Below are 23,573 nucleotides of genomic sequence, written 5' to 3'. Positions count from 1 at the left end.
CAGCCCCGTCTCACAGGGCGCGGAGCGAACTCCGCATTACCCAATTTAGTCACGCCGCGAAGCCCGGTCAATTTGACGAAGACGAAATTGCACGGTGCCGCTCGGACAGCGGCACTGCGCATCAGTCCATCGTCTCCCGCGCCGTTTCCCGCAGCATCGCGACCGCGATCAGCGACAGCACCACGCACGCGGCCACGTAGCCGGCCGGTGCGAGCTTGCTGCCGGTCGTCTGCACCAGCCAGGTCGCGATCAGCTGCGCGGTGCCGCCGAAGATCGTCACCGCGAGCGCATACGCGATCGAGATGCCCGTCGCGCGCACGTGGCGCGGCAGCGATTCGCACATCAGCGCCATTTCCGATGCCGACCCGAGCGAATAGAACAGCAGCATCAGCGCGGTCAGCGGCAGGATCACCGACAGCGTCGGATGATGGTTCATCAGCCAGAACGCCGGGAACAGCAGCAGGACGAGCACGCCGCGCCCGACGAAGATCGGCATGCGCCGGCTGCCGAGGCGGTCCGACAGCCAGCCGAACAGCGGGCAGGTCACCAGCATCACGCAGCCCGACGCGACGCCGACGAACATCGACAGCTTCATCGGCAGGCCGAGCGTATGGATCGCATAGGTCGGCATATAGAAGGTCAGGATGTAGGTTGACACCGTGCCGCCCATCACCGTCAGCATCAGCAGCAGCACCGTGCGCGCGTGCTGCGAGAACAGCTCACGCAGCACGCCGCGTTCGACCCCGTGATGGCTGTCGCCGGGCGCATCGTCCGCGAGCCGGCGGCGCAGAACCATGCCGACCGGCGCGATCAGCACGCCCACCAGGAACGGCAGGCGCCAGCCCCAGCCCTCGAGCGCGTCCCGGGTCAGCGTGTTCGACAGCAGCGCCGCGAAGCCCGAGCCCATCAGCGCGGCGCCGCCCTGCGTCGCGAGCTGCCAGCTCGCGCGGAACGCGCGGCGCGACGTGCCGCCCTGCTCGATCAGCGTGGAGGTTGCCGCGCCGAACTCGCCGCCCTGCGAGAAGCCCTGCATCAGCCGCGCGCACACCACCAGCAGCGGCGCGGCCACGCCGACCTGCGCGTAGGTCGGCGCGATCGCGATCAGGCCGGTGCCGAGCGCCATCAGCATGATGGTCAGGTTCAGCGCGGCCTTGCGGCCCTTGCGATCCGCGTAGACGCCGAGCACGACGCTGCCGAGCGGCCGCGTGAAGAAGCCGGCGGCGAACGTCGCGACCGACAGCAGCAGCGACGTGGTCGGGTCGCTCGACGGGAAGAACAGCTTGCCGATCAGCACCGCGAAGAAGCCGTACACGGTGAAGTCGAAGAACTCCAGCCAGTTGCCGATCACGGCCGCAGCGATCGCGCCGCGCCGGGTGACGGCCGGTGCGCCGCCCGTCGCGATTTCGGCGGCCCCCGTCGACGCGGGGTGCAGCGCGAGATGGTCTTTCTGCATGGTTCGTGTCTCCTCTCAATGCGGCCGGAAGCGCCGGCCGCCGGTCGCCGCGCTCACTGCCCCAGGTAACGCTCCACGAGACGCGTCCAGAACGCCGCGCCGATCGGCAGGTTGCGATCGTTGAAGTCGTACTTCGGGTTGTGCACCATGCAGCCGTCCTCGCCTTCGCCGTTGCCGAGCCGCACGAACGAGCCGGGCCGCTGCTGCAGCATGAACGCGAAATCCTCGCTGCCCATCAGCAGGTCGGTCTGCTCGACCACGTGCGCGTCGCCGACCAGCTCGCGCGCGACCTGCGCGGCGAAATCCGTTTCGGCATCCGTATTGACCACGACCGGGTAGCCTTCGATGTACTCGACGTGCGCGGTCGCGCCGTAGCTCGCGGCCTGCGTCTCGGCGAGCTCGACGATGCGGCGCTTGAGCAGCGCACGCACCTCGGGGCTGAACGAACGCACGCTGAGCTCGAGGCGCGCGCCGTTCGGGATCACGTTGTTCGCGGTGCCCGCGTGCATCGAGCCGACCGTGACGACTGCCGGCTGTGCCGGATCGACGTTGCGCGCGACGATCGTCTGCAACGCCATCACGATGCTCGCCGCGACCACCACCGGGTCGACCGTCAGGTGCGGCCGCGCCGCGTGGCCGCCGACGCCCTCGATCGAGATGATCGCCTTGTCGCCGGCCGACATGAACGGGCCGCGCCGCGTGAGGAACACGCCGGGCGCCGCGCCCGGATGGTTGTGCATGCCGAACACCGCATCGCACGGAAAGCGCTCGAACAGGCCGTCGTCGATCATCTTCTTCGCGCCGCTGTCGACACCGTGCTCTTCCGCCGGCTGGAAATACAGCTGCACGGTGCCGGAAAAGTTGCGCGTCTTCGCGAGGTGCTGCGCGGCGCCGAGCAGCATCGTCGTGTGGCCGTCGTGGCCGCACGCGTGCATCTTGCCGTGCGTGCCGCTCGCATACGGCAGGCCGGTCGCCTCGAGGATCGGCAGCGCGTCCATGTCCGCGCGGATGCCGATGCTGCGCTTGCCGTCGCCCACCCGCAGCGTGCCGACGACACCCGTCTTGCCGACCCCGCGCGTCACCTGCCAGCCCCATTGCTCGAGCTTGTCCGCGACGAGCGCGGCCGTCTCGTGCTCCTCGTACGCGAGCTCCGGGTGATGGTGGATGTGATGGCGGATCTCGCGCAGCCCGCCGGCGGCGGGCATCAGATCCTCGATTTCGGTGAATCGGGCGTCGGTGGTCATCAAGCGGCTCCTGCTGATCGTCAGTGTGTCAGCCGCACGCGGACGGTTGCGTGCGGGAAAGCGAGCCACTATAGCGAGCCGATATCGGTTCAATAAGATGCGGAATTTTTCACCGCGATAAGCTTTATTAATCAGGGTTAATACGGGCAACGACGGCCGGATGTAGCTTTCGATTAGATGTGGATACGACTTTCGGTTAGATGCGGATACAGGCATCCAATGCGGGCCCGGTACGCCCGTAGTACGTGGCGTATCCGTATCTAATCGAAAACGGCTTTTTGCCTTGACCGACAAGCCCCCGCGCACTTCTACCCGCAAGTCAATAGGCAGTCCAATGGGAGATCGAACCGGCTCTTCGGACGCCGCGGCGGCAGCTGTCCGCCTGTCTGGCTGGAGAACAGCACTGGAAATCGGCGTAACCGCTGTCTGGTCTCGCCGATACCAGATCAGGTTGGCAAAGCCGATTTGTTCGACTTAGGGCAATGGAATGGACGCCTCCCACCCCTCGTGTGTTGCGGAGGTGGGAAGAATGACGACAGGGAAAGGTAGCAAAGGCGAACCCGTCTGGGCCGACGGCATCAAGGTGCCCAAGAAGGAAGATCATGTAGATCTACCCAGGCAAACCGGAGGGTCCGCCATGAAGCTCACGCCAGTTGGGATCGACATTGCAAAGAGCGTCTTTCAAGTGCACCACGTCGATGAGGAGACCGGAGAGGTGCTAAACAAGCCGATCAAACGCGCGAAGCTACTCGAATACTTTGCGAATCGCGCGCCGTGTCTAATCGGTATGGAAGCGTGCGGCGGTGCACACCACTGGGCGAGGCAGTTTGTACGGATGGGCCATCAGGTGAAGTTGATGCCTGGTGAGTACGTAAAGGCGTTCAATATCCGTAACAAGAAGGATGCAGCGGATGCTCTGGCGATCTGGCGGGCGGTGCAACAGCCGAGCAAGGCCGTTGCGGTGAAGACTGAGATGCAGCAGGCTATGCTGGCGCTGCACAGGGTGCGCGAGCAACTGGTGAAGTTTCGGACCATGCAGATCAACTGCCTGCGCGGCTTGCTAACCGAATACGGCGAAGTGATGGGCACCGGCCGAGCAGCGTTCGACAAAGGAATGCCAGAGGTGCTGGCGCGAATTTCCGAGCGCTTGCCAACTGCCCTGATCGACACCCTGCGCGAACAATGGAACGGGCTGCGGCTGCTGGATGAGCAGATCGGGGCCATTGAGCGGCGGATGCGCGAGTGGAAGAAGGACGATCAAGCCGTGAAGGCGATCAGCGAAATCCCCGGCGTGGGCGTTCTGACAGCGACGGCGGCAGTCGCCATGATGGGTAACCCGAAGGCATTCAGGTCGGGGCGCGAGTTCGCTGCATGGGCAGGACTCGTACCGAAGCAAACGGGATCAGGTGGCAAGGTCAATCTATATGGCATCAGCAAGCTTGGTGACATGTATTTGCGCACGTTGTTGATTCACGGTGCGCGCAGTGTCTTGACTCGCGGGAAGGAACTCGATCCGTGGCTTGTGCAGATGAAGATGCGCCGGCCACTGAACGTAGTGATCGTCGCGTTAGCGAACAAGATGGCACGGACGATCTGGGCAATCCTTGCTCATGATCGACCGTATCAGAAAGGTTACGTGAGCGCGAAGCAAGCATAAATCGCTCGCAGTACGTAGAGGTGAACTTCTATCAAAGGATGGAACGTTGAAAGGTTGCGTTGGTAATTGAGCGTGATGGCAACACAGGTCGGACCGGGACTCGCTAAACCTGCATGATTTGAAGGGCTTCCAGCTCGTCGGGGCAATGAGGTGCGAGTCAGCGGATTCCATAGGGGCCCGCAGCAGACATATCCGCTGCGATAAGGCCGGATATACAGCTGCAAGCCGTTCCTGTCAGGTCAGATCGCTCGAAATCCTTCGCAAACGGGAGGCGTCCATATACAAATCATGCCGCTCCGGCGAACCTACACTCATATGCAGGCAACGCACGCCTGTGCGAGCCGCCGGCCGGCAGGACTCGCAGCCCAATGGACGCAGCGAATGAACAACTTTGGCGACGATGTGCATGCCATAGGCAGCTTTGAACTTTTGGCGCGATTCTGGCGCAAGCCGAAGATGCCGAAAGGGCTACCGCTCCACGCCGGTGCGCTGACCTGTCCGATGACCTCCTCCGCTCTGGCCAGTCTGCCGCCGGACTTCTCTCCCGCGACAATGACCTTCGAGAGCCTGCAGCTTGGTGGGCATCCCATCATTGACATGGCATTGTCCGTCGGCGACCTGGAGATTCACTGGCTTGCCGATGCGAAAGACCCGGACGTTTGGATGTACATCTCCTTCTGGAAGGAGTGGAAGGCCGTGCCGATTGTGGTGGGCGTTGAACATGGCACAGACTGGGTCTACCGCTTCTATCTGCCAGAGATGCCGAATATCGCTCTGACTCCCGGAGAACGGATAGACACGCATTACGTTTGGGGAGACATGGAGCCGTGGCTCAGTATGGTCGAGCACATCAAGAGCCATCGGGCTGCATACCCGCTCTTGTCCGCTCGCGTGCCACCATTACCCCGGCCCGACGGGTTTAGAGCCAAGGTCGGGTTGTCCCCTGCTGACATTTGAGCTGTAGCTGGAATAGCCAGATTTTTGTCCGAGGACTGCGCGGCGCGCGACCGGTGCCGCCGTGCGTATGCGACAGTCCGCCCACCAACACTCGCTCGATGCGTCGAAACGGTGCGCTGGGAGTGAGAGCATATCTTGCGATGGTCCAATGCCCGTTGGACGGGTGGTCACTATCGCGGACAGCGCTCAGATCGATCCCCGCACCGTCGATTTTTCGACCGCAGCCTGCCGGCTATGATTCTCTCTTCGAGTCCACGCGCGCGGTCCGCTATGTGTGGAAGATCTGATATATTTGCGCGCGTCTGATCCGAAGTGACGCTACGATGTATAGCGGACGGTTAGCTGAGACCGACCAGCCATATTATAGATAAAAATGGGACCATGATCGATCGAGAAGCCGGGGACAAAAAGAAGGGCGACCGCTTTCAGAAGCTGCGGGCATGCATCCGCCTGCTCACGGAGATCGGCCTCGACAGGAACAATCGCATTTACTGTGCGATCGAATTGCTTGAAGACTCCCTTTTGATTCGCGAGCACGGTGAGCATGCGCCGTGCGTCGAGGAGAACAAGAATTACGGCTCTTCGCTGACGTTCAATTCGTCGCCGGTCAAAAACACAGTCGTCGCCTTTATCGACCTTGATTTCCGGTTCCTCGGCGATTCCCCCATCCGGTTCAGTTTTTACGCTTCTGCCACTACCGGCGATGAGCGGTTCGACAAGCTGCTCTTCGAGCGAGCCGGTCTTGCGGCGCCGGGCAAGACCTCGATCCTGAAGAAGCTGTGCGCGAAGGAGCCGCTATCCGGGGATGATCTCGCGCTGTGCAAGACGGCGATCCTTGAAGAGTACGCGAAGCAGTATGCCGAAATCGCCGGCCATGGCCATCTGGCGGCGGTCACCGCGTGGACGCCCGAGCAGTTCGGGCAATTCCTGTCCAAAATAGAGTGGATTGTGACGACGGACAGCAACCCAGAACTGGAGGCGGCGGCAGTCGATTGCGTGAGGAAGTGCCCGTTTTACAGCTACCGCCATGAAGGCATGGAGTCCGTGATCGTCGGCGCCATCTGCAGCGAGTTTGAGAAACGTTCAGAGCACGGAGTGCCGATGGCTCGGCTTCTGGGCACCGCCGATATCGAGAATATCTTTCTGAAAACGCTTGGTTTCCAACCTCAGGAAAAGCCGTTCGACCCTGCGCACGAGAGCTGGAGCGAGATCGATGTAACCGATATGCGCAGTCTGCAAGAGAAGATCGAGGCCGTAACCTCTAGCTATCCGCCAAGAGGGCTGAGACGCTTGAAACTGCGGGTAGGTCTTGCAAAGGACGAGGCGCGCCTCTGGCAGCGGGAGTATGTGTCATTGCGGCGCAGGCTATACGACGTCTGTGAAGATATTCTAGAGGTGAGCCAGAGTGGGCGAACATCGCCGCTCACCCCGGCACAAATCGACGCCATCCTCGCAGACATGGTTACTCAATCAATGGAAGAGCTGACGCGTCTGAACAAGACCTACCACTACCGCATACAGGACGAGAACACCTTGCGCGGCGCGATCCTGTCGCTGTTCGATGAATGCTATTTGGCGTTTGACTGACATGGACAAAAGAGACAGCATCAAGCGGCGACTGAACTTCATCAGCGGCGAGGACTTCTATTTCCTGACGTATGAGCTACTGTTGCTGGTCGATATCCTGACGGCTGCAAACGGGATGTTCAGGGATCATCGCAAGCTCTCCTATCTGGTGCAGTTGGCGGGTGATGAGAAGGTCGTTCGCATTCTTGAGCGCTATGAAGACAGGACCATCAGCAACGCGGAAGACAGGGAGCAGCTGTTTGTGACGTTTGCGAACGGAGAGCTGAACAAGCGGGAGATTTTCAAGCTGGTGTTTGCGCTGGAGCGGCGCGGCTTCCTGCGAGTCGAACGTGCTGCGACACCGGAAGTCGTCGACGTGCAACTGAACCGGTCGGTGTTGCCGGCCGACTTCCTGACCAACGAAGTCTTTGGAGCGGACCGCGCCCGGATCAGCAGAATCAAGAAGGCCGTTCCGAGACTGTCCACGCTGACCATGGAAACATTTCTGCAGAAAGTGTATGAAAGCCGCGGGGTAAATGTATGGGCGCTCTGAAGATTCTTCAGGTGGGCTACCAGGGCGACAGGTACGAGTTCGAATCGCCTGAGCTTGGGCAGCGGCTTGCCATTGTCGAAGGGCCCAACGGAAGCGGCAAATCCACATTCTTCAACCTGATCTATTTCGGATTGGGCGGGAAAGTGGATGAGTTCGAGTTGCGCAGCGACAATCGGCATGCGGAGATCACCGGCGACACCAATAACTTCGTATGGCTAAAGATCCGGATCGGCCTCACAGAGTATTCGCTGATACGAAAGTTCGGCGAGAATCTCATCACTGTCCGGGCACTTGGTACGCTTGGAGAAGGTTTCGACCAGAGCGCTGATACCTTTCCCTTGTTCCGGCGCGACGCGGATACGCGAATCTTCTCTGATTGGATCCTTGAGAAACTGGGCATCCCGGTCGTCGAAATATTTCAGGGCGGCCGTAACTTCAAGCTCAATATTTCGGATCTGATGCGGCTGATCTACCATAATCAAGCGCCCGATCCACATGGCATTTACAAACCCGCCGATAACAGCAATTTCCTGTCCGATTCACTGGAGGTGCGACGGGCGATTTTTCAGGTGCTGGTGGGAAAGACTCTGCTCGCGCTGTATGAAGCGATGGGCAATTTGAAGCGTTCGGAACGAGAACTGGACGGCGCTCGCGCGATTCTGTCTGAGTATCAGAAGATTGTGGCCGAAGTCCTCAGGGACCGCGGCGGCGCAACGGTCCAGAATGTGCATTTTCTCGGGAAGCGGATCGAAGAAATCGATTCACAACTGGACAAACTTGTTCGCGCGAGATCGGAGCGTCTATCCAACCCTGCGCCGAGTCAGATCATGCAATCGATTGATGCCGAGCGCCGCCGCCTTGGTGAGTTGGTGTCCTCCCTGCGTCAGAGGCGAGAAGAGGCGGAGGTGCTCGTTCGAGACAAAGGTCGTCTTGCCAACGTGGTTGCTTCGATTCGTGACGATATTGATCGCGTTAGCAAGGTTATTTTCACGCACGAGCAACTGAAGCTTTTTTCAAGCGACACATGTCCATATTGCCTGAATGCGGTGTCCCGGATACAGGGCCATTGCGTATGTGGGAACCCCGTCGACGAGAATGATTATCAACGGTTCTTCTACAGTCCCACGGAATACGTGGACATCTATCGCGCCAAGAAAAAGTCGCTGCTGACGATGCTGTCCACAATCGATGATATGGACGACGAGATCTCTGACACGATGACGCACCAAGCCGCCTTGGAAGAACAGGTCAGCCAACTTACGGACAGAATCGAAAAGTCGTATGCACTACCACAGGGAGAAGCGGCCGACTGGCAGGTAGAGCAGATCGACGAAAAGATTTTTGAATTGAAGAACGAGCAAAACGAGCTCTTTCAGGCCCTAAAGATGGAAGAGAAGGTCGAGGGTCTGCAGAGAACGTTCGATTCAAAGCGGGAAATCTGGGCAGCTGCCGATCGCCTAGTGACGCAGCTCGAATTGGCGTCAAAAACGGAACTCAGCGGCCGGATTGCCGGATTTAACGAAATCTACAACGACTTCATGACGAAGGTGCTGGCCAGATGTCGATCGGCGCGTATCGATGAAGACACCTATATGCCGGTGATCAACAATGGCGAATATCGGGAAGCGAGTGCCGAGGTTCCAAAGAGATTTCTCTACTATCTAACCCTTCTGTTAATGTCGTTGAAGAATGACATGCCGTTTCCGCGGATGCTCCTAATTGATACCCCAGAAACTGCGGGGATCGACCGAGACAACCTTGTGCTGATGCTGCGGCAGATGAAGGTGCTCGATGAAGAGAACACGGACTATCAGATATTGCTTTCGACGGGAGTTGACAAGTTCCCTCCCGAATATAAGGAGTGTGTCTCTATACGGCTGAGAGACGATGCCAAATTGCTCCGGGAACGGCGACAACAGTTGTAAGAGGCCAGTTCAAAAACCCCGTGAGGGGCTGTTTACTTCCTCGGCAAGCTGTTAACCTTGGGCACCAGAACAACGGAAGCCCAAGGATGGAAGCGCCGATCATCGACGACGAACTGTGGATACTGATCGAATCATTGCTGCCGCCTGCGAAGCCTCGTGCGAAGAGCGATCCTGGTCGTCCGCGCGTGTCCGATCGTGCGGCGCTCAACGGCATCCTGTTCGTGTTCAAAACGGGAATTCGCTGGAACCACTTGCCGACTCGGCTGGGCTTCGGCTCGGGCGCAACTTGCTGGCGGCGATTGAGCGACTGGCAAAAGGCTGGTGTATGGGACCAACTGCACGAGTTGCTGCTCGACAAGTTGCGTGCGGCCGGCCAAATCGATCTGTCATACGCTGCGGTCGATTCATCGTCCGTGCGCGCCGTTGGGGCGGGCGAAAAACTGGCCCGAACCCCACGGATCGCGCGCGACCGGGTTCCAAGCACCACATACTCGTAGACGCCAACGGCGTTCCCGTCGTCGCAATCCTGACTGGCGCGAACGCCAACGACGTCACGCAGCTGCTGCCGCTCGTTGATGCGATTCCACCAATTCGCGGTGTCCGTGGCCGACCGCTTCAGAGGCCCGGCGTCGTCTACGCCGATCGCGGCTACGATTCCACCCGACACCGACGCGCGTTGCGCGAGCGCGGTATCAAACCCGTGATCGCGAAGCGCCGGACCGAACATGGCAGCGGTCTCGGCAAGTATCGTTGGGTGGTCGAACGTACGCACTCCTGGCTCCACAATTTCCGTCGCCTACGCACGCGCTTCGAGCGACGTGCCTACATTCACGAAGCATTCCTGAAGCTTGGCTGCTCGCTCGTCTGTTGGAACATCTTCAGGCGAGCTGAGCAGGGTTTTTGAACTGGCCTCTAAGGACGTTCGAGTACGGCTGGGCTGTACTGTTCAATGTCTGGAACCTTTCAGGCAATGGAAGTAGTAGCAGCCCAGCTCGGCTGTCTGCTATCAGTTCTCCGGCCGCACTAGCGCCGCATGGTCTACAAATGTAGTGGATATCCGGCGTGGCGTCGTCGCGGTCCAGCAATTCTGCTGACTGCCCCATAAAGACGGTCCCTACAACGCGCCTGAGAGTGTTCGATGGCAAGCAAGAAATACCGCGACAAGACCTGTGTTTACTGCGGGCGGGAGCGGGCGTCGAGCACGGGTGATCACGTCGTCGCGCGGGAATTCTGCCCACGCGCGGCGCGCGATAACCTCCCCAAAGTGCCGGCATGCGTGGCATGCAACAACGCCAAATCGAAGCTTGAGCACTACGTTCTTGCGGTGTTACCGATGGGGAGCCTGCTCGCAGGGTCAGCCACGGCTATCATCGACCAAGTCGGTCCCCGACTAGTCAAAAACGAGGCGCTACGGCGCCAACTCGCAGTTGGCCAGCAGACGCGCTGGATCCGAACTGCTGACGGGCAATGGCATAAAAGCCTGATGCTGCCATTCGACACGATCAAGCTAAGCGAGCTTGCATGCTATATCGCGCGTATGCGTCGCGCGAGGGCCGTTGAGAATTCTTTGGACAAGCGTCGGAGAATGCGGCAGGCTAAGCCTGCCGCAAGCAGAAGGGATCAACCCGATGAAGGTGTAGATGGAAGCAGGTGCTTCGCGACGTTCCAGGGCAACAGTTCGTCGATGCGGTTGGCCTGGTGATCGGCAATGTGCGTAAGTACATATTCCAGGTAGGCGCGTGGGTTGATGCCATTCAACTTGCACGAGCCGATCAAGCTATACATTGCGGCGGCTCGCTCGCCACCGCTGTCAGAGCCAGCGAACATGAAATTGCGTCGGCCGAGGGCCACGCAGCGCAAAGCATTTTCTGCGAGCACGTTGCTGATCTCGACGCGGCCGTCGTCACAGAACATTGTGAGGCCGTCCCAGCGGTTCAGAGAGTAGTTGATCGCTTCGACCAGGGGTGCCTTCGGCCAAAGAGTCGCGAGTTTCTCCCTCATCGACGTCTCGAGGGCCGCGAGCAACGGGCTGCTCTTTTCCTGCCTGACGCGTCGCCGCTCGTCGGGTGGTTTGCCGCGGATATCAGCCTCGATTCCGTAGAACTCGCCAATCATGTCGAGCCATTGCTTCGTGGTTTCCGACGGGGCTGTCTCATGCACGTTGAATACGTATCGGCGCGCATGATCCCAGCAAAATGCCAGACGAACTTTGCCGCTTTCGGTCAACTCGTTGAAGCCGGCATAGCCGTCCCCCTGAAGGACGCCTTTGAATCCGGCAAGATGGGTCTGAGGATGGATGCCTTTGCGGTCCGGCGAGTACGCGAACCAGACAGCAGCGGGGTCGCGCGAACCTGAGCGTCGATCATCGCGCACGTAGACCCACAACCGACCAGTTTTGGTTTTCTTGTTGCCGGGCGCGAGCACCGGGATCGGTGTGTCGTCCGCGTGGAGCTTCGCAGTCGCCATGGTGTAGCGCCGCAGGGCTTCAGTCAGCAGCCGACAGAGTTCTTCGCATTGCCCGACCCAGCGTGCCATGGTGGCCCGATCGAGACGTACGCCATCGCGAGCCGCGATCTCGGATTGCCGATACAGCGGCGTGTGATTTGCATACTTGGCAACGATGATCTCGGCCAGCAAGCTCGGATGCGCGATGCTGCGCTCGATCGGCAGCCCCGGCATGGGAGGTTGCGCGATATGGCCGCAACCGGCGCAGATCCGCTTGCGACGGATCGTGCGGATGACCTTGAACATCGCCGTGACGCGCGCGAGCTGCTCAGACACATCCTCGCCGAGCAACTCCATGGCGTTGTTGCACTTCGGGCAGATGGAATCGGGCTCGAGCTCGCGCTCTTCGCGTGGCAGATGGGGCGCCAAGGCTTCCTTCGCGGATGCCGCAGACGCGCCTGAGCTCGATGCACGAGCGCGTGCACGGCGAACATCGGCAACGCCGCTACCCGCTGCCAGATCCTCAAGTTGGGTTTCGAGCCGATCGATCTGCCGGTCTACTTGCTCGGATTTGCGACCGAAGTGCATGCGCCTGAGCTTGTCGATTTGCGCCTTCAGGCGCTCGAGCTCCTGGTCCCGTTCAACAATCTCCCGGTCGCGTTCGGCGATCTCCTGGCGCATCTTAGCGATCGATGCCTGCTGTTCGAGCACCAGGGCGTGGAGCTCGGCAATGGTGTCCGGAAGCGGCGCATGATCGGGCATGCGCTGCAGTTTACGAGCCTTCGACGCGGTTTACAACATCGACAATGCGGCCGTGCGACGGGGCTGTCGCCAATCGATGCCTTCCAGCAACATCGACAGCTGCGCAGACGTCAGATAGATCTTGCCGCCATCCGCCTGGGGCCAAATAAACCGCCCACGCGAAAGCCGCTTCGCGAGAAGCCATAGTCCGTCATCGGTTGCCCATAGAATTTTTACGAGATCGCCGCGACGTCCCCGAAAAATGAACACGTCGCCGCCGAGCGGATTCTCTTCGAGTGCCGCTTGCACCTTCGCGGCAAGAGCCGGGAAACCACTGCGCATGTCGGTGACGCCTGCGGCGATCCAGATGCGAGTGCCAGCCGGCAGGCCGATCATCGGGACAGCTCCCGAATCAGCAGCCGCAGCATATCCGGCGACACGTTACCGCGAATGCGCAAACGTGCACGGTCAAATTCGATCTCGCAGGCGTCCTCCGACACGGCTTCGCGGACCGGCATCGAGGCCTCGGCTTCCGGGACAATGCTGACTGGAAGTAACGATGCAACGTCACCATCGGGTTCCTGTCTGGCAGGCCCCGGACGCGGCGCCCCAAATGCACCCTGAAGATACTGGCGACGCCATCTGAACAGCAGATTGGTGTTTATGTCGTTGCGACGCGCGACCAGCGATACAGACGCCCCGGGCTCGAACGTCTGTTCGACCAGCTGTCGTTTGAATTCGCGCGCAAAGTTGGGGCGCTTGCCCGGTGCCTCGCACTTGCTATCCACAATCTCGGCCACTTTGGTTCCCGTCAAAACATTTAGTGGGAACCAAATTACCCCCGTTCACTGCTACCCGGCGAACGGCCGACATGAGACGCATACTATCGCGCTCGGACTCGCCTGGCATCACTGGCAGACCCAGCTCGTGCCGAACGCGCCGGTACGGGCATCGCTGTTTTCCTCCAGTGGCCTGCAATTGTTTGAACAGGCCATCGCGACCCAGGCACCCAGCGCACGCGTGGAGGGTAGTTTTGGCGACGGTGTGTTTGTCTACCGCGGCGTGCGTGACCATGCCAATCCCGCCACGACATGGTGGCAGATGACGTTCTTCGGTGGCGTGGAACATCGTGCCCGGCAATGGCAAGGTCAGACGGCGCACAGCGTGTTTGTCGCCACTAGCGATGACCCAGCGTGGGTCGCGCAGTATGAGGAGCGACAGGCCGGCAGCGGGCGCTGATTCATCCAGACCGATGCCCGCCGGCCTGAGGCCGCGCGACTAGTAGCCGGGCCTCCCGTTCGCCAGCCACACTCGTTCGTGGGCATCGTGACGCGGGCCGCGCCATGGTCGATCGAAATTTACGCCTGACAGCCTGAAATTCAAAATTCGTCGGGCGCCACATCAACAGCGTTCGGAATGGGACGGGTCGACAGCAGCCTATTAACCGCGATCGCGAATTGCTCAATTTCGTCGAACAGCGCACCGATTTCTGCCTGTGTAACAGTCACCGGCGCGCCCGTTTTCGTCTGCCCACAGCGATGAACAATGTCATGGCGCTTGAGCAGCGCTGCCTCAAACGGCTTCACGCTGGGAAGGCGTATACCCAAGCCCTGCTGGAAGATTGGCACCACGCTGTCCCACCGGTGCCAGACCAGGTTCTGTAGGTAGCCAAGCACGTGCTCTCGCAACTTCGTGTGCCGAGTGAAAATGTCTCCCAATTTCATTGGCTCATCGCTAAACACTTTCAGCTTTGTAACGACGCTTTGCAATGCGCTGTCGTCATGCTTAAACCAGAACTCCGCGGTTTCCCAAAGGAATGATTCCAGCACTCCGAGCGCATTGCTGAATACCAGCATATCAGTGAGTGACTTTGCGTGAGGACTACCTGTCAGCGTCAATACCTGCCGTGCCTGCTGAATCCGGTCTCGCAAACGCGACAGCGGCTCATTTGGCGTATCGACGTCGAGGTCAAATCGATCGTCGTAGTAATCGTCCGTCGGCACCTCACGAATCGGGGCCCACTCGTCGCCTACTCCGCCGTGCAGTTCGTCAACGACTTCCTCGATCACATCATCGTCGACAACGTTTGCGAATCGGTCTGGAATCTCATCCGCCGGATCGTATGGCCCACCGTGGACAAATTGATAACCCCCTTCGCGCCCGTTGTAGGGCGTGCCTTCTGCAGGATCGCAGAAACGAGCGAGGAACCACCCACGGACCGCGATGATTTGCTCGTCGCGGCTCGCTGTTTCAAGCCATGTGTCACATGGGTCAAACGGTCCCTCAACGTCGAAAACATTTCCATATGCCTCGGGCGGCAGATTCGACAGTTCGTTATCGTCCAGGTGGTCATTCCAGCCCATTTTTGTATTCCCCTTTTGTCGATTCGGCCAGGGCTACGTGTAGCGGTTCTCGCGGCGCATTTGTCCTTCCAACGCGGAAGACAAACTCGACAACGTCGAACCAAAGGTCAGATTGTCGGTGTCCTCTTTGGCGAGGCAAAGCTCGCGCGGCAGTTTGCTTCTGGTAATGCCATTGCCTTGGAGCGTACCAAATACTGGTGACAGCGTGTAGCGAAGTACTGTTTCTGCCCACCAAGCATTTCGAATATGGCCTTGTCGCATTTTGCCCAACATGGTCCAATTGCGATTTCATCTGACCAATTATCGCGCATGACCATCGAGGTTTACTGCGGCGACCCAGAGGCACCGTCCAACGCGGCCGAGCAGCGCGTACTTGCCAAGATTGTCGACATTCTGCAGCGGCGCGAAGAGTCTGCCATCGTGCTATTCAACGTCCGATGTGAGGAGCGCGAATGCGACATTCTGGTCAGCACGTTGGTTACGACACTCGTCATTGAAGTGAAACACTACCTGCAGCCCGTGGTAGGCGGCCTGTTTGACGCACACTGGACTGCCCGTCGCACCGGCGAGCGCCGGAAAAACCCTTGTCTTCAGGTACGTCATACGATGCATGCGCTGAAGGACACGCTGCGCCGCTATGCCGGTCAGGATCCCGGTTACCCACGTTGTGCGGTTCTATTCGACGGCGGCATTCCGCATGACTCGGAGGTGCCGCGCAGCACGGACCGTATCGCGATCATCGACGATAGCGGTCTCGAGGACCTGCTCGCTTGGCCGCTTATCGAGCGGGGTGACACCCGCCGATGGCCCCTCGCACTCTTACGGGCGTGGGCTGTCGAACGTGGCATGGTCCCGGTCGGCGAGTCGCTGTCTGGCTTGCCTGCCCCACGTGAGGCTCAACCGGTCGTGATCGACCTGATGCCCTCTATCCAACCGGCACCGCCCCAGTTGGTTGTTCAGCCGCGGCCGGAGCGCCAACCGCGGCGAGGAGTCAAGCTGACGGTTGCAGCCCTGCTTGCGATGATTGTTATCGGCCCGTGGTGCTGGTCACGCCTACATCCCGCCGCAACCACGCAGACCACGCAGCGCCCCAGTAAACGTGGAGTGCCACCGCAGCGCCATTATCGACATTCGGTCGCAGCAGTGAAAGCGCCCACCGCCCCGAGCCCCTCAGCGCCTCCGATTGCCCGGCCGGTTACCACAATCGAATCACCGCCCCCCAGTGTAGGGCCTCTGCCCCCATGCCCGACTGGCATTGACCGGCTTGGGTGCGTACCAGATAGCGCAACGCTACGGCAGCTCCGTGGTGGTTAAGGCGCGCCGAGATAGCCTGGTCCCACAGCGGGCGGGGCACATCCGCCGCCTCTACGGCGCCGACATCCGCTCCGGCCGACTACCCCGAGCTTCCAGGGGTTGAGAAAATCGCTGTCTCGCCCGTACGATGCAACGCGTTACAGTCGAATCAGCAGGTAGCCCATAACCATGGATGCAGCGGAGCTTCAACCCCGTGTCGCGCCGGACGGCCAAAGCATCACTTTCGTGCTGTCGAGCAGCGGTCGGAACATCGATTGCCGAGTGGCGCGCGAGGTGTTGGAGCAGCACTTCTGGGTGCAGCCCGACGCAACCGAGACGCGGATTCTACGAGCGTTTGCCGACGGGCGCGGACGCATTGTGGCCATGGCAGAGCGCAAGATGCTCTCGCACGGTGGTGAACGGGTTGTGCTGACGATGGATGACTTCAGCAACCGCCGATAATCGGGACGAAACTGGATTGCGTGGACCAGTACCTCCTCCATGGAGGAGGTACATAGCAGCCACGGGTGCGGCATTTCGGGCCGCCGTGCCCCGCCGCTTTTCGCTCCACCGCGAGGAGGCCACGATCGTGCATGTCACTTACCGTCGCGCGTGCCGCCATAACAGGCTGCGCCAGGGCTCAAGCCAAAGTGATGCCGGGTTGTGGAATTGTCCCGCGGCGGCGCATGGCCTACAACTGCTCGAGAAGCCGGCCGCGCATGGGCTGCATGGCCTCCAGATGTGGGTTGGCATATCCGCGGGGCGCCAACTCGGCCCAACGGCTCAACCGCAAACGAACATCTGCACCGTCATGCCCCGGGCCTGCAGCTATACGAGTAAAGTCCCCACTCATGCACGTATCTCATGCAATCCAAAGCAACTCGAGAAGCTCACGCTGGAACCGTCGACGCACTGGTTTCTTTCATGAACGACTGCCGGTTCTGCGCCTCAGGCTTGACGGCCGCGACCGTTTCGCTCGCACTTGAGTACGTCTACCAGCCTCACCCGCGCTTCTGGCGGGACTTCAACATGGCATTCCTCGTCCGGGCGCTCACGCTGTGCGTTCGCGATTGGCGCGCCGCCGTCAATAGCGCCGGTCATGCCTCAGGAGGCGCCACAAGGCTGCTCGCGGACGTCGAGGAATACGTGCGCGTCAACGCGTTCGACGAAGCAAATGCCGAATTGCTGAGGACGTTGCCGGTCCACATGCGACCGACCGACGGAGCCACCGCGTTCGAGTGGCTTTCCGCGCAACTGGCCAGGAATGGAATGATGGAGGAACTCAATTTCGCGCGGCGAGACGGCGATGTCTGCGGCGACGGCGCGCTCGATGCGCTGCATTGCATCGAGGAAGCGGCAGCCGGGCGACACATCGAGAGGACGGGGTCGCTCATCGCTCGAGTGTATCGCGACGCAGTGGTGAAGGAGCATGCGGTGTGAGCGTCGTCCGGCTCGTCAGTGGGACAGTTTGCTGGGCGCGAGAAAGCGATCGTCACGCCGATTGGATTGCGCGCCGCCTCTGACCTCGATTGGAATTGCGCCCACCGCTTCGCACATACCTGACATATCTGGACCAAACACACCCACCGATATGATTCAATTCACGGAAGAACAAATCGCTGCCAGAGAGCTCCGAAACACCGCATACCACGAAGCGGGCCACAAGATGCTTTACGAGCGCTTCGGCGGCGCTGGCGACGCAGTCATATGGAAAAACGAGAGTGGTAATCCTGAGGAACGCGCGTGGCTTGGCCAGTTCCGTCCCCGCACCTGCCCCGAGGAGATGCGCAGAACGGCGTTGAGCCATGGGTTTCCCGCTGCCGAGCTACCTGAGAATTGGATGGTGCTCGTCGGCATGGCAGGCCTGTTGGCCGAGGACATCCTGAGCGGCGAGACGGATGATACCGGCGCCATGGCGGATACCCTGTTTCTCAGAATTTCCAATGGAGAGGCATCGCCCTCCGACCTCGCGCACATGGGCGTCACGGATATCGAAAACTGCGAACTGAGCTATGAAGTGGTCGACGAAGCCGTGCGGATGCTGCGCGAGGGATGGCCGGTCGTGCAGAAAGAAGCCGAGTATTTGATACAGTCCGCCGTAAGCTGACCGGACGTGTGACGGAATGGTGGCGAGACATTAGCGGGCGGCCGTGGGTCTCCACTAATGCGAGCGTACCGGCACCGCCGACAGGTCGCCGGCGCAACAACGCACGCGCGAGCTTCACCGCATCGCGCCGGTCCGTCTTGACGCGATCGCCGGGCCTTTGAGGAATCAGTGCGGGCGCGCAGACCATGCATCCGAAGCCTCGTTCCACGAGCTGCCGGCCGGTCCATAGCGCTCGCGCCCGTTTGGCCAGCGCCGGATGCGCAGTAAATAATGCCTTGATGGGACGCCCCGAAGGGCGGTCCCCCCGGGTCATCGCGGGCTTGATGTGCCCCCATTCGCTTTTTACTATGCGGGAAACGCGCCCGGCACGTGCGCCCAATTAGATCCGAGGACCACAATGCAACCCAGGTCGGCTGCCCCCTACACTGTCGTCGTCATTGGCGTTGTGATCGCCTGCGCGCTGATGGGCCTGTGCGTACTGCAGTTGTTACAGAGCCGCGGTGATGCGCTCGAGCGCGCCCGCGAAACGTCCCGCAATCTTGGTCTGATTGCCGAGCGCGACATCGAGCGCAACTTCGAACTCTACGACCTGTCGCTGCAGGCGGTGATCCACGGCCTGCAGCGCACGGACGTGATGAATTCTTCCGCGAGTTTACGGCGCGCCGTGCTGTTCGACCACGCGATGACGGCCCAATTTCTTGGTTCAATGCTGGTGCTCGACGCGGGCGGCAACATCATCCTGGATTCCGCCAACGACGTGCCGCGCCAAGGCAATTTTTCGGATCGGAAGTACTTCACCGTCCATCGCGACAATCCAAACGTAGGGCTTTACGTCAGCGACCCTTTCGCGTCGCGGTTGCGTGGCGGATCGCTCAGCATGGTGCTGTCGCGGCGGGTCTCGAACCCCGACGGCTCGTTTGGCGGCATCGCACTCATTGCGATCAACCTCGAATATTTCCGCCAGCTGTTTGCCGGCCTGTCGCTCGGGCAGCACGGCTCGATGTCGCTGATCGGCAATGACGGCATCATGGTGATGCGCCACCCGTACGACGTGCACACCATTGGGCGCAACATCAGCAAAGCCGCGACCTTCCGGCGATTCCAGACCGCGCCGGAGGGTTCCTTTTCGGAGACGGCGTCGATCGACGGAGTGCGCCGTCTCTACTACTTCAAACATCTACCGAAGCTACCGCTCATCATCATGGTCGCGGAGGCGGAACAAGACATTTACGCCGGCTGGCGGCACCGCGCCGTGACGATTGGCGCGCTCGTGGCCACGTTCGGCGTCGCCTTTATCGCGGTCTCCGTTATGCTCAGCATGCAACTGCGACGTCGCATGCGCGCCGAGTCCGAGCTCGTGTTGCTGGCGCGCACGGACGGGCTCACCGGCCTGAACAATCGACGCAGCTTCGGGGAAGTGCTGGACCGCGAGTGGCGCCGAGCACGCCGAGCACATTCGGTTTTCTCGCTGCTGTTCGTCGACGTCGATCGCTTCAAGGCTTACAACGATACCTACGGGCATCAGGCCGGCGATGATGCGCTAGCGGCCGTCGCGCGCTGCATCGGAGGGAACATCCGCCGCCCGGCCGATACCGCGGCCCGCTACGGCGGAGAGGAATTCGTCGTATTGCTCCCGGATACGCCGCAAACCGGCGCCGCGCAGATCGCCGAGCGCATTCGTGCGGCCATCGATGAGCTGGCACTCGAGCATGTCGGCAGCGAATACGGACGCGTCACGGCCAGTATTGGCCTGGCGTGCTGGGCACCCGAACAGGATGGCGAGCCGAGTGAGGTAATCAAGGCAGCGGACGAGGCGTTGTACTACGCGAAGGCAACCGGCCGGAACAAGGTCGCCACCTTCGAGTCCGTCAATTGATTGGGATTGGCTGTTGCGCGGTCGCGGACCACCTAGAACGACCAAAAAAGTTGACCGGGTTGCCGTCGGCAGTTACGGCGAGCGGTAACTTCGCGTACAGCCAGACGAGATAGCGATAGGGCTCGATGCTGTCCGGTTTGCAGGTCTCGACGAGCGAATGAAAATTGGCGCTGGCCTGGGCACCGGCGACCGTGTCGGCGAACAGCTAGTCCCGACCGACGACGAACGGCCTGAATTGGATGACATATAGGCAGTGCGTTCACCATGACCATTGAAGAAGCAGCAAAGTATCTCTTCGTGAGCCGCGCTCATATCAACACGCTGCTCGCCCACGGGAAGCTGGCCGAGGTTTTGCCCAGAAACCCTTCTGGTCAGCTCGACATCGACGTAGCTTCCGTACAAGAGTACCGAGCGAGAAGAGACGCTGCGGCGCGGGCGTGGCTGGATTCACAGACCGAAGACGAAGACAACGACCCGCCAGGACTTTGAGAGCACTCCGGCACCACGCGTTCGACATCGACCACGCGATTTCCGCAGTTGCACCGCCGGGAGTCTGGTGCTCCGCGAAGAGCCAACTGGACGCCATGGCCTCAAGCTCATTGCGGTTCCTCATCAAATTTTTGGGTGCATAACCGAAATGGAACTCATCGACGTGCCCGAAGCTCGAGACCTGATTTAAAAGGGGCGTACCATCTGGCAGGTCCGCGCCGCTCATGGCCTACAGATATGCGGCGCGCAAGCTGCACCTGGGCTGCATGGCCTACAAATGTGGGCCGTCAAAACCGTGGCAGGCGCGTCAGGCGCACAATCGCGCCGTCTTTCGACGCTTGATCGCGGGCGTTTGACTACGTTTGTGGGCGGAAGCTCGCTGCATGCGGATACGCGTACGCCATCGCGGCCCGCAACTCAAGCGCGGCTGAATTTATGTCCGTCATGCCCTGGCTACGCAGCTATACGGGCCGCCGACTGCGTCTGATTGGGTACGAGGTCTACCGCTTCGGCGGGCACGAGTTTTTGGACGTCGACCTTGAACAGCGCAAGGTCGGCCCACAAGCTCAACAATGTGTCGCCGAGTTCTTCGACCGGCTGCTTGCCAGACATGGAGTGCGGTGATTCGCACACACTTGACCGGCAAGCGCGAAATGCGCTCTCCGGTCATCGCTCCGGAATTCTGAATGTGTGCTACGGCTTCTCTCGCCGTTTAACCCCAATCCTCCAACGTCAGCCATTCGACATCTTCACGCGGATATCTACGGCAATACCTCGGCGCCCCTTTACGCGCGCGCGGATCCGCCACGGCTGACAGCGCGTCTTGCAGCCACGCAAGATCATGAATCACGTAGAAATTGTTTGGTAACTGCTCGCCGAAAATATAGCAAAGCTCACGCTCCACGTGTCCGGCGGCTCACCAGGAGGTATCACTTTTCGCAACGATTTTTACTGCCTGCTCTCTAACTATGAGAGTTCACTTTCTCTGCCCCCACGAAGCACTCTGCGGATTCTCGAATACAGAAGGCATATTCCCGAAAGCAATCATCACGACAATACCAACCTGCGACGTGATACAAGCAAGGGTAACCTTGTCGATCCAGCCGGCTACGATACCCCGAAAACCGTGTGAAGTGCTTGGTAAAACATCGGATGAATCTGTGCTTTCGTATTAGGTTTGATCTGACTAGGAGACGGAGCATTCACATTGTCAGTCGACCAAATCGTGCCACTCCCTCCCTCGAAGCGTAATCCGACGAGACCGACGTCGAAATATGTCCTGAATACTGCGGCCATGACCGCATGCTTGCTGGCACTTGCAGAATTCATATACGTCACCGCTGCGTCACTTGCAGGATCGCCAGACTCCTGCATTCCCGCCAATGCCTCGATTACTCTATCGACCAGCGTTTTATCCAAGCTACCGATCTTGAACTCGATAGGAGTTTTCTCGACCAGCGGCAAACCTAATTCCAACGACGGAAATAAATTTTTCCATTCGTAGACCAGTGCTTTAAGGCGGCCGGCCGAATACTCCCGCTCCGCCTCGTAAATCGATTGAACGCGCACCTGACTAGCCTGCTCTGAGAGCCCCAAACACGCATTAACAAACAAGATCGCATCTCTTGGACGCATCGCCGTCCGTTGCATCAGGTAGTCCAAGAAAAATGTCCGCCCCACCCGCTCCGGGAAAAGTTCTTTCAACCCCACGGGACGCGCTGTATATTGTTGACGCACCATGGCAGAAACCCGTTGATCTAGGAGCTTTTGGATCTGCCCTCGATTCCAGCGTAAGCGGAGAATCAATGGCTCATATTTCTCCTCTTGGAATCCAGCATCGGCGGTCGCAGAAAAAACGCGCCGGAGAAGGTCATAACGTAGCGCGACAACAATCTTGACATTTCGCACTCTTTGAAAGCTCTTCACCGCCTCAATCAACGAGCGAATAAGCTTGAAGCGCAAGGTGTCGTCGACCCAATCTTCATCAAGCTTGTCTATCGTGACATAGTACGGCTTCTGTTCGTCTGTGAAGACATCATCGTCGAGAAAGCGAATCACATCAGCGAGTTCCTTAAGCTGAACGTCGTTGACGACCTTTTGCCCTCGATGAACGATTTCTTTCTTCTGCTCTTCCGTCAAGGAGCCTTTGGATCCGATTGTTGCCGATACTCCGCCACCTTTCCCACCCAGTTCAGCATTGAGCTCAGACGCTAGCTTGGTCGTAAGCTCTTTGACTCGATATTCAGTTTCAATCCAGAATTTGTCGCCCCAGTCCTTCAGATAGGTAAGCGCGCGCGCCTTCGTCTGATCCTTCTTGCGCAGCGAATCCATGATTGACATAAGCCAGTTGCTGGTCTTTTCTTCAGTGACGAGCGTGTATTTCCGCTTGATCAATTCGACAGCCAGCATGTGTTTCCACAGTAGCGAATAAAATGGATCGAGCCTAACACCCAAATCCTCGAAGAATCGAATTACATCATTGTTAGATATAAAATTCAATGACAGTTGATTTGGCTCGAGTTCAACAACATGCTCTTCGCAATGAGCCAGATAGCGCAGCAAGGCCGTCTTCCCGCTACCCGTACGCCCCACGATAATGCGCTTTGGCACTTTTACGTTTCTAATTTCATCGTAATCACCGACATCGACAAAACTTTGAAACAAAAATTCGTCGTCAAGTTCCGCGCCTGCTTCGCCGATGCGCGCATGACGTTTGAATCGAAATGGAATTCCGCTGTCGGTCATTGAGGCTCTCGCGAACGCACGTGCTATTTTTAAATGCAGTTGCCACTATATTACAAGAAAACTCGGACTGGACAATGAACGCCAACCAGCTGAGCTGCGGGACCAGTCCGGGCAGGACAAGCGTTTCAAATGTACAACCGCGACCCGATGGGTCGGAGG

22 protein-coding genes and 2 pseudogenes are annotated in these 23,573 nt (G+C 59.5%); 14 read left to right on the top strand and 10 right to left on the bottom strand.

Annotated elements, in window-relative coordinates:
* Positions 1 to 121: 121 nt before the first annotated feature.
* Together GEM_RS28830 and GEM_RS28825 are read right to left on the bottom strand one after the other, a co-directional pair.
* Positions 122 to 1,453, bottom strand: a complete 1,332-nt coding sequence (locus GEM_RS28830; RefSeq protein ID WP_014900976.1) for an MFS transporter — start codon at positions 1,451 to 1,453, stop codon at positions 122 to 124.
* A gap of 53 nt (positions 1,454 to 1,506) precedes the next feature.
* The gene (locus GEM_RS28825) at positions 1,507 to 2,697 is read right to left on the bottom strand and encodes a M20 aminoacylase family protein (RefSeq protein ID WP_014900975.1); all 1,191 of its coding nucleotides are present in this window, start codon (positions 2,695 to 2,697) and stop codon (positions 1,507 to 1,509) included.
* A gap of 637 nt (positions 2,698 to 3,334) precedes the next feature.
* Between GEM_RS28825 and GEM_RS28820 the strand changes: the two genes are divergently transcribed.
* From GEM_RS28820 to GEM_RS30810, 6 genes are all read left to right on the top strand, one after another.
* Positions 3,335 to 4,354, top strand: a complete 1,020-nt coding sequence (locus tag GEM_RS28820) for an IS110 family transposase (protein ID WP_014900974.1) — start codon at positions 3,335 to 3,337, stop codon at positions 4,352 to 4,354.
* Positions 4,355 to 4,735: 381 nt separating this feature from the next.
* Positions 4,736 to 5,311: a hypothetical protein gene (locus GEM_RS28815; RefSeq protein ID WP_014900973.1), complete on the top strand. Its 576-nt coding sequence runs from the start codon at positions 4,736 to 4,738 to the stop codon at positions 5,309 to 5,311.
* Positions 5,312 to 5,692: 381 nt separating this feature from the next.
* On the top strand, positions 5,693 to 6,898 hold the full coding sequence (locus GEM_RS28810) for a hypothetical protein (RefSeq protein WP_014900972.1): 1,206 nt from the start codon (positions 5,693 to 5,695) through the stop codon (positions 6,896 to 6,898).
* 1 nt (position 6,899) lies between these two features.
* Entirely contained in the window at positions 6,900 to 7,430 is a 531-nt protein-coding gene (locus tag GEM_RS28805; protein WP_014900971.1) for a hypothetical protein, read from the top strand.
* Positions 7,418 to 9,355, top strand: a complete 1,938-nt coding sequence (locus tag GEM_RS28800) for an AAA family ATPase (protein WP_014900970.1) — start codon at positions 7,418 to 7,420, stop codon at positions 9,353 to 9,355. Before GEM_RS28805 ends, GEM_RS28800 begins: the two co-directional genes overlap by 13 nt.
* Positions 9,356 to 9,441: 86 nt before the next feature.
* A protein-coding gene (locus GEM_RS30810; RefSeq protein WP_085963792.1) for an IS5 family transposase occupies positions 9,442 to 10,259 on the top strand; the annotation gives its coding sequence in 2 pieces (ribosomal slippage) (positions 9,442 to 9,790 and positions 9,790 to 10,259; 819 coding nt in all).
* Positions 10,260 to 10,975: 716 nt separating this feature from the next.
* On the opposite strand, the gene tnpC is transcribed toward GEM_RS30810, so the two are convergent.
* From tnpC to tnpA, 3 genes are read right to left on the bottom strand one after another with little or no spacing between them, the layout of a single operon-like run.
* Positions 10,976 to 12,562, bottom strand: coding sequence for an IS66 family transposase (gene tnpC / locus GEM_RS28790; RefSeq protein WP_014900968.1), 1,587 nt, complete (start codon positions 12,560 to 12,562; stop codon positions 10,976 to 10,978).
* A gap of 30 nt (positions 12,563 to 12,592) precedes the next feature.
* The gene (gene tnpB, locus GEM_RS28785) at positions 12,593 to 12,937 is read right to left on the bottom strand and encodes an IS66 family insertion sequence element accessory protein TnpB (protein WP_014900967.1); all 345 of its coding nucleotides are present in this window, start codon (positions 12,935 to 12,937) and stop codon (positions 12,593 to 12,595) included.
* Positions 12,934 to 13,341 carry an IS66-like element accessory protein TnpA gene (tnpA, locus tag GEM_RS28780; protein ID WP_235021284.1) on the bottom strand — a complete coding sequence of 136 codons (408 nt, stop codon included), beginning with the start codon at positions 13,339 to 13,341 and terminating at the stop codon, positions 12,934 to 12,936. Before tnpA ends, tnpB begins: the two co-directional genes overlap by 4 nt.
* A gap of 1 nt (position 13,342) precedes the next feature.
* On the opposite strand from tnpA, the gene GEM_RS31695 reads away from it, so the two are divergent.
* Complete coding sequence (locus GEM_RS31695) at positions 13,343 to 13,780, top strand: hypothetical protein (RefSeq protein ID WP_148283914.1); 438 nt, start codon at positions 13,343 to 13,345, stop codon at positions 13,778 to 13,780.
* A 140-nt stretch (positions 13,781 to 13,920) separates the two neighbouring features.
* Here the strand turns inward: GEM_RS31695 and GEM_RS28770 are convergent, their stop codons facing one another.
* Positions 13,921 to 14,904 (bottom strand): hypothetical protein, encoded by a 984-nt coding sequence (locus GEM_RS28770; protein WP_014900964.1) that lies wholly within the window; start codon positions 14,902 to 14,904, stop codon positions 13,921 to 13,923.
* A 33-nt stretch (positions 14,905 to 14,937) separates the two neighbouring features.
* Complete coding sequence (locus tag GEM_RS32055; protein WP_187293263.1) at positions 14,938 to 15,177, bottom strand: hypothetical protein; 240 nt, start codon at positions 15,175 to 15,177, stop codon at positions 14,938 to 14,940.
* A gap of 36 nt (positions 15,178 to 15,213) precedes the next feature.
* Here GEM_RS32055 and GEM_RS30805 point away from each other — a divergent pair, with 36 nt between their 5' ends.
* The 4 genes from GEM_RS30805 (at position 15,214) to GEM_RS28750 (ending at position 18,304) form a co-directional block, all read left to right on the top strand.
* Positions 15,214 to 16,218: a nuclease-related domain-containing protein gene (locus tag GEM_RS30805; protein WP_014900963.1), complete on the top strand. Its 1,005-nt coding sequence runs from the start codon at positions 15,214 to 15,216 to the stop codon at positions 16,216 to 16,218.
* 168 nt (positions 16,219 to 16,386) lie between these two features.
* Positions 16,387 to 16,659, top strand: a complete 273-nt coding sequence (locus GEM_RS28760) for a DUF1488 family protein (RefSeq protein ID WP_014900962.1) — start codon at positions 16,387 to 16,389, stop codon at positions 16,657 to 16,659.
* A gap of 402 nt (positions 16,660 to 17,061) precedes the next feature.
* Positions 17,062 to 17,637: a hypothetical protein gene (locus tag GEM_RS28755; RefSeq protein ID WP_041490880.1), complete on the top strand. Its 576-nt coding sequence runs from the start codon at positions 17,062 to 17,064 to the stop codon at positions 17,635 to 17,637.
* A 151-nt stretch (positions 17,638 to 17,788) separates the two neighbouring features.
* Positions 17,789 to 18,304 carry a hypothetical protein gene (locus GEM_RS28750; RefSeq protein ID WP_014900959.1) on the top strand — a complete coding sequence of 172 codons (516 nt, stop codon included), beginning with the start codon at positions 17,789 to 17,791 and terminating at the stop codon, positions 18,302 to 18,304.
* Between the two features lie 97 nt (positions 18,305 to 18,401).
* Here GEM_RS28750 and GEM_RS32570 read toward each other — a convergent pair.
* A pseudogene (locus GEM_RS32570) lies at positions 18,402 to 18,521 on the bottom strand (IS110 family transposase); the annotation flags it as partial.
* 180 nt (positions 18,522 to 18,701) lie between these two features.
* On the opposite strand from GEM_RS32570, the gene GEM_RS28745 reads away from it, so the two are divergent.
* The gene (locus GEM_RS28745) at positions 18,702 to 20,180 is read left to right on the top strand and encodes a sensor domain-containing diguanylate cyclase (protein ID WP_014900958.1); all 1,479 of its coding nucleotides are present in this window, start codon (positions 18,702 to 18,704) and stop codon (positions 20,178 to 20,180) included.
* On the opposite strand, the pseudogene GEM_RS32415 reads toward GEM_RS28745, so the two are convergent.
* Positions 20,173 to 20,412 (bottom strand): annotated as a pseudogene (locus tag GEM_RS32415) (IS66 family transposase); the annotation flags it as partial. The gene GEM_RS28745 and the pseudogene GEM_RS32415 overlap by 8 nt on opposite strands.
* A 32-nt stretch (positions 20,413 to 20,444) precedes the next feature.
* Here GEM_RS32415 and GEM_RS28740 point away from each other — a divergent pair.
* Together GEM_RS28740 and GEM_RS31685 are read left to right on the top strand one after the other, a co-directional pair.
* On the top strand, positions 20,445 to 20,669 hold the full coding sequence (locus GEM_RS28740) for a helix-turn-helix domain-containing protein (RefSeq protein WP_041490879.1): 225 nt from the start codon (positions 20,445 to 20,447) through the stop codon (positions 20,667 to 20,669).
* A gap of 435 nt (positions 20,670 to 21,104) precedes the next feature.
* Positions 21,105 to 21,293 carry a hypothetical protein gene (locus GEM_RS31685; RefSeq protein WP_148283913.1) on the top strand — a complete coding sequence of 63 codons (189 nt, stop codon included), beginning with the start codon at positions 21,105 to 21,107 and terminating at the stop codon, positions 21,291 to 21,293.
* Positions 21,294 to 21,776: 483 nt separating this feature from the next.
* Here GEM_RS31685 and GEM_RS28735 read toward each other — a convergent pair whose 3' ends face one another.
* Positions 21,777 to 23,414 carry a P-loop ATPase, Sll1717 family gene (locus GEM_RS28735; protein ID WP_014900956.1) on the bottom strand — a complete coding sequence of 546 codons (1,638 nt, stop codon included), beginning with the start codon at positions 23,412 to 23,414 and terminating at the stop codon, positions 21,777 to 21,779.
* Between the last annotated feature and the right edge of the window lie 159 nt (positions 23,415 to 23,573).

This window comes from Burkholderia cepacia GG4 (assembly GCF_000292915.1).
GTDB classification, from domain to species: Bacteria; Pseudomonadota; Gammaproteobacteria; order Burkholderiales; family Burkholderiaceae; genus Burkholderia; species Burkholderia cepacia_D.
The sequence above is the reverse complement of the archived record's forward strand: the minus strand, read 5'-3'. Positions and strand labels throughout refer to the sequence as shown.

Excerpts from the sequence above, each read along its gene's own strand:
- tnpC (WP_014900968.1), bottom strand. The coding sequence starts at position 12,562 with ATGCCCGATCATGCGCCGCTTCCGGACACCATTGCCGAGCTCCACGCC.
- GEM_RS28760 (WP_014900962.1), top strand. The coding sequence starts at position 16,387 with ATGGATGCAGCGGAGCTTCAACCCCGTGTCGCGCCGGACGGCCAAAGC.
- GEM_RS32055 (WP_187293263.1), bottom strand. The coding sequence starts at position 15,177 with ATGTTGGGCAAAATGCGACAAGGCCATATTCGAAATGCTTGGTGGGCA.
- GEM_RS31685 (WP_148283913.1), top strand. The coding sequence starts at position 21,105 with ATGTCCGTCATGCCCTGGCTACGCAGCTATACGGGCCGCCGACTGCGT.
- GEM_RS28805 (WP_014900971.1), top strand. The coding sequence starts at position 6,900 with ATGGACAAAAGAGACAGCATCAAGCGGCGACTGAACTTCATCAGCGGC.
- GEM_RS28770 (WP_014900964.1), bottom strand. The coding sequence starts at position 14,904 with ATGGGCTGGAATGACCACCTGGACGATAACGAACTGTCGAATCTGCCG.
- tnpB (WP_014900967.1), bottom strand. The coding sequence starts at position 12,937 with ATGATCGGCCTGCCGGCTGGCACTCGCATCTGGATCGCCGCAGGCGTC.
- GEM_RS28735 (WP_014900956.1), bottom strand. The coding sequence starts at position 23,414 with ATGACCGACAGCGGAATTCCATTTCGATTCAAACGTCATGCGCGCATC.
- GEM_RS28830 (WP_014900976.1), bottom strand. The coding sequence starts at position 1,453 with ATGCAGAAAGACCATCTCGCGCTGCACCCCGCGTCGACGGGGGCCGCC.
- GEM_RS28820 (WP_014900974.1), top strand. The coding sequence starts at position 3,335 with ATGAAGCTCACGCCAGTTGGGATCGACATTGCAAAGAGCGTCTTTCAA.
- GEM_RS28740 (WP_041490879.1), top strand. The coding sequence starts at position 20,445 with ATGACCATTGAAGAAGCAGCAAAGTATCTCTTCGTGAGCCGCGCTCAT.
- GEM_RS28815 (WP_014900973.1), top strand. The coding sequence starts at position 4,736 with ATGAACAACTTTGGCGACGATGTGCATGCCATAGGCAGCTTTGAACTT.
- GEM_RS28825 (WP_014900975.1), bottom strand. The coding sequence starts at position 2,697 with ATGACCACCGACGCCCGATTCACCGAAATCGAGGATCTGATGCCCGCC.
- GEM_RS28755 (WP_041490880.1), top strand. The coding sequence starts at position 17,062 with ATGCAATCCAAAGCAACTCGAGAAGCTCACGCTGGAACCGTCGACGCA.
- GEM_RS28745 (WP_014900958.1), top strand. The coding sequence starts at position 18,702 with ATGCAACCCAGGTCGGCTGCCCCCTACACTGTCGTCGTCATTGGCGTT.
- GEM_RS28810 (WP_014900972.1), top strand. The coding sequence starts at position 5,693 with ATGATCGATCGAGAAGCCGGGGACAAAAAGAAGGGCGACCGCTTTCAG.
- GEM_RS30805 (WP_014900963.1), top strand. The coding sequence starts at position 15,214 with ATGACCATCGAGGTTTACTGCGGCGACCCAGAGGCACCGTCCAACGCG.
- GEM_RS28750 (WP_014900959.1), top strand. The coding sequence starts at position 17,789 with ATGATTCAATTCACGGAAGAACAAATCGCTGCCAGAGAGCTCCGAAAC.
- GEM_RS28800 (WP_014900970.1), top strand. The coding sequence starts at position 7,418 with ATGGGCGCTCTGAAGATTCTTCAGGTGGGCTACCAGGGCGACAGGTAC.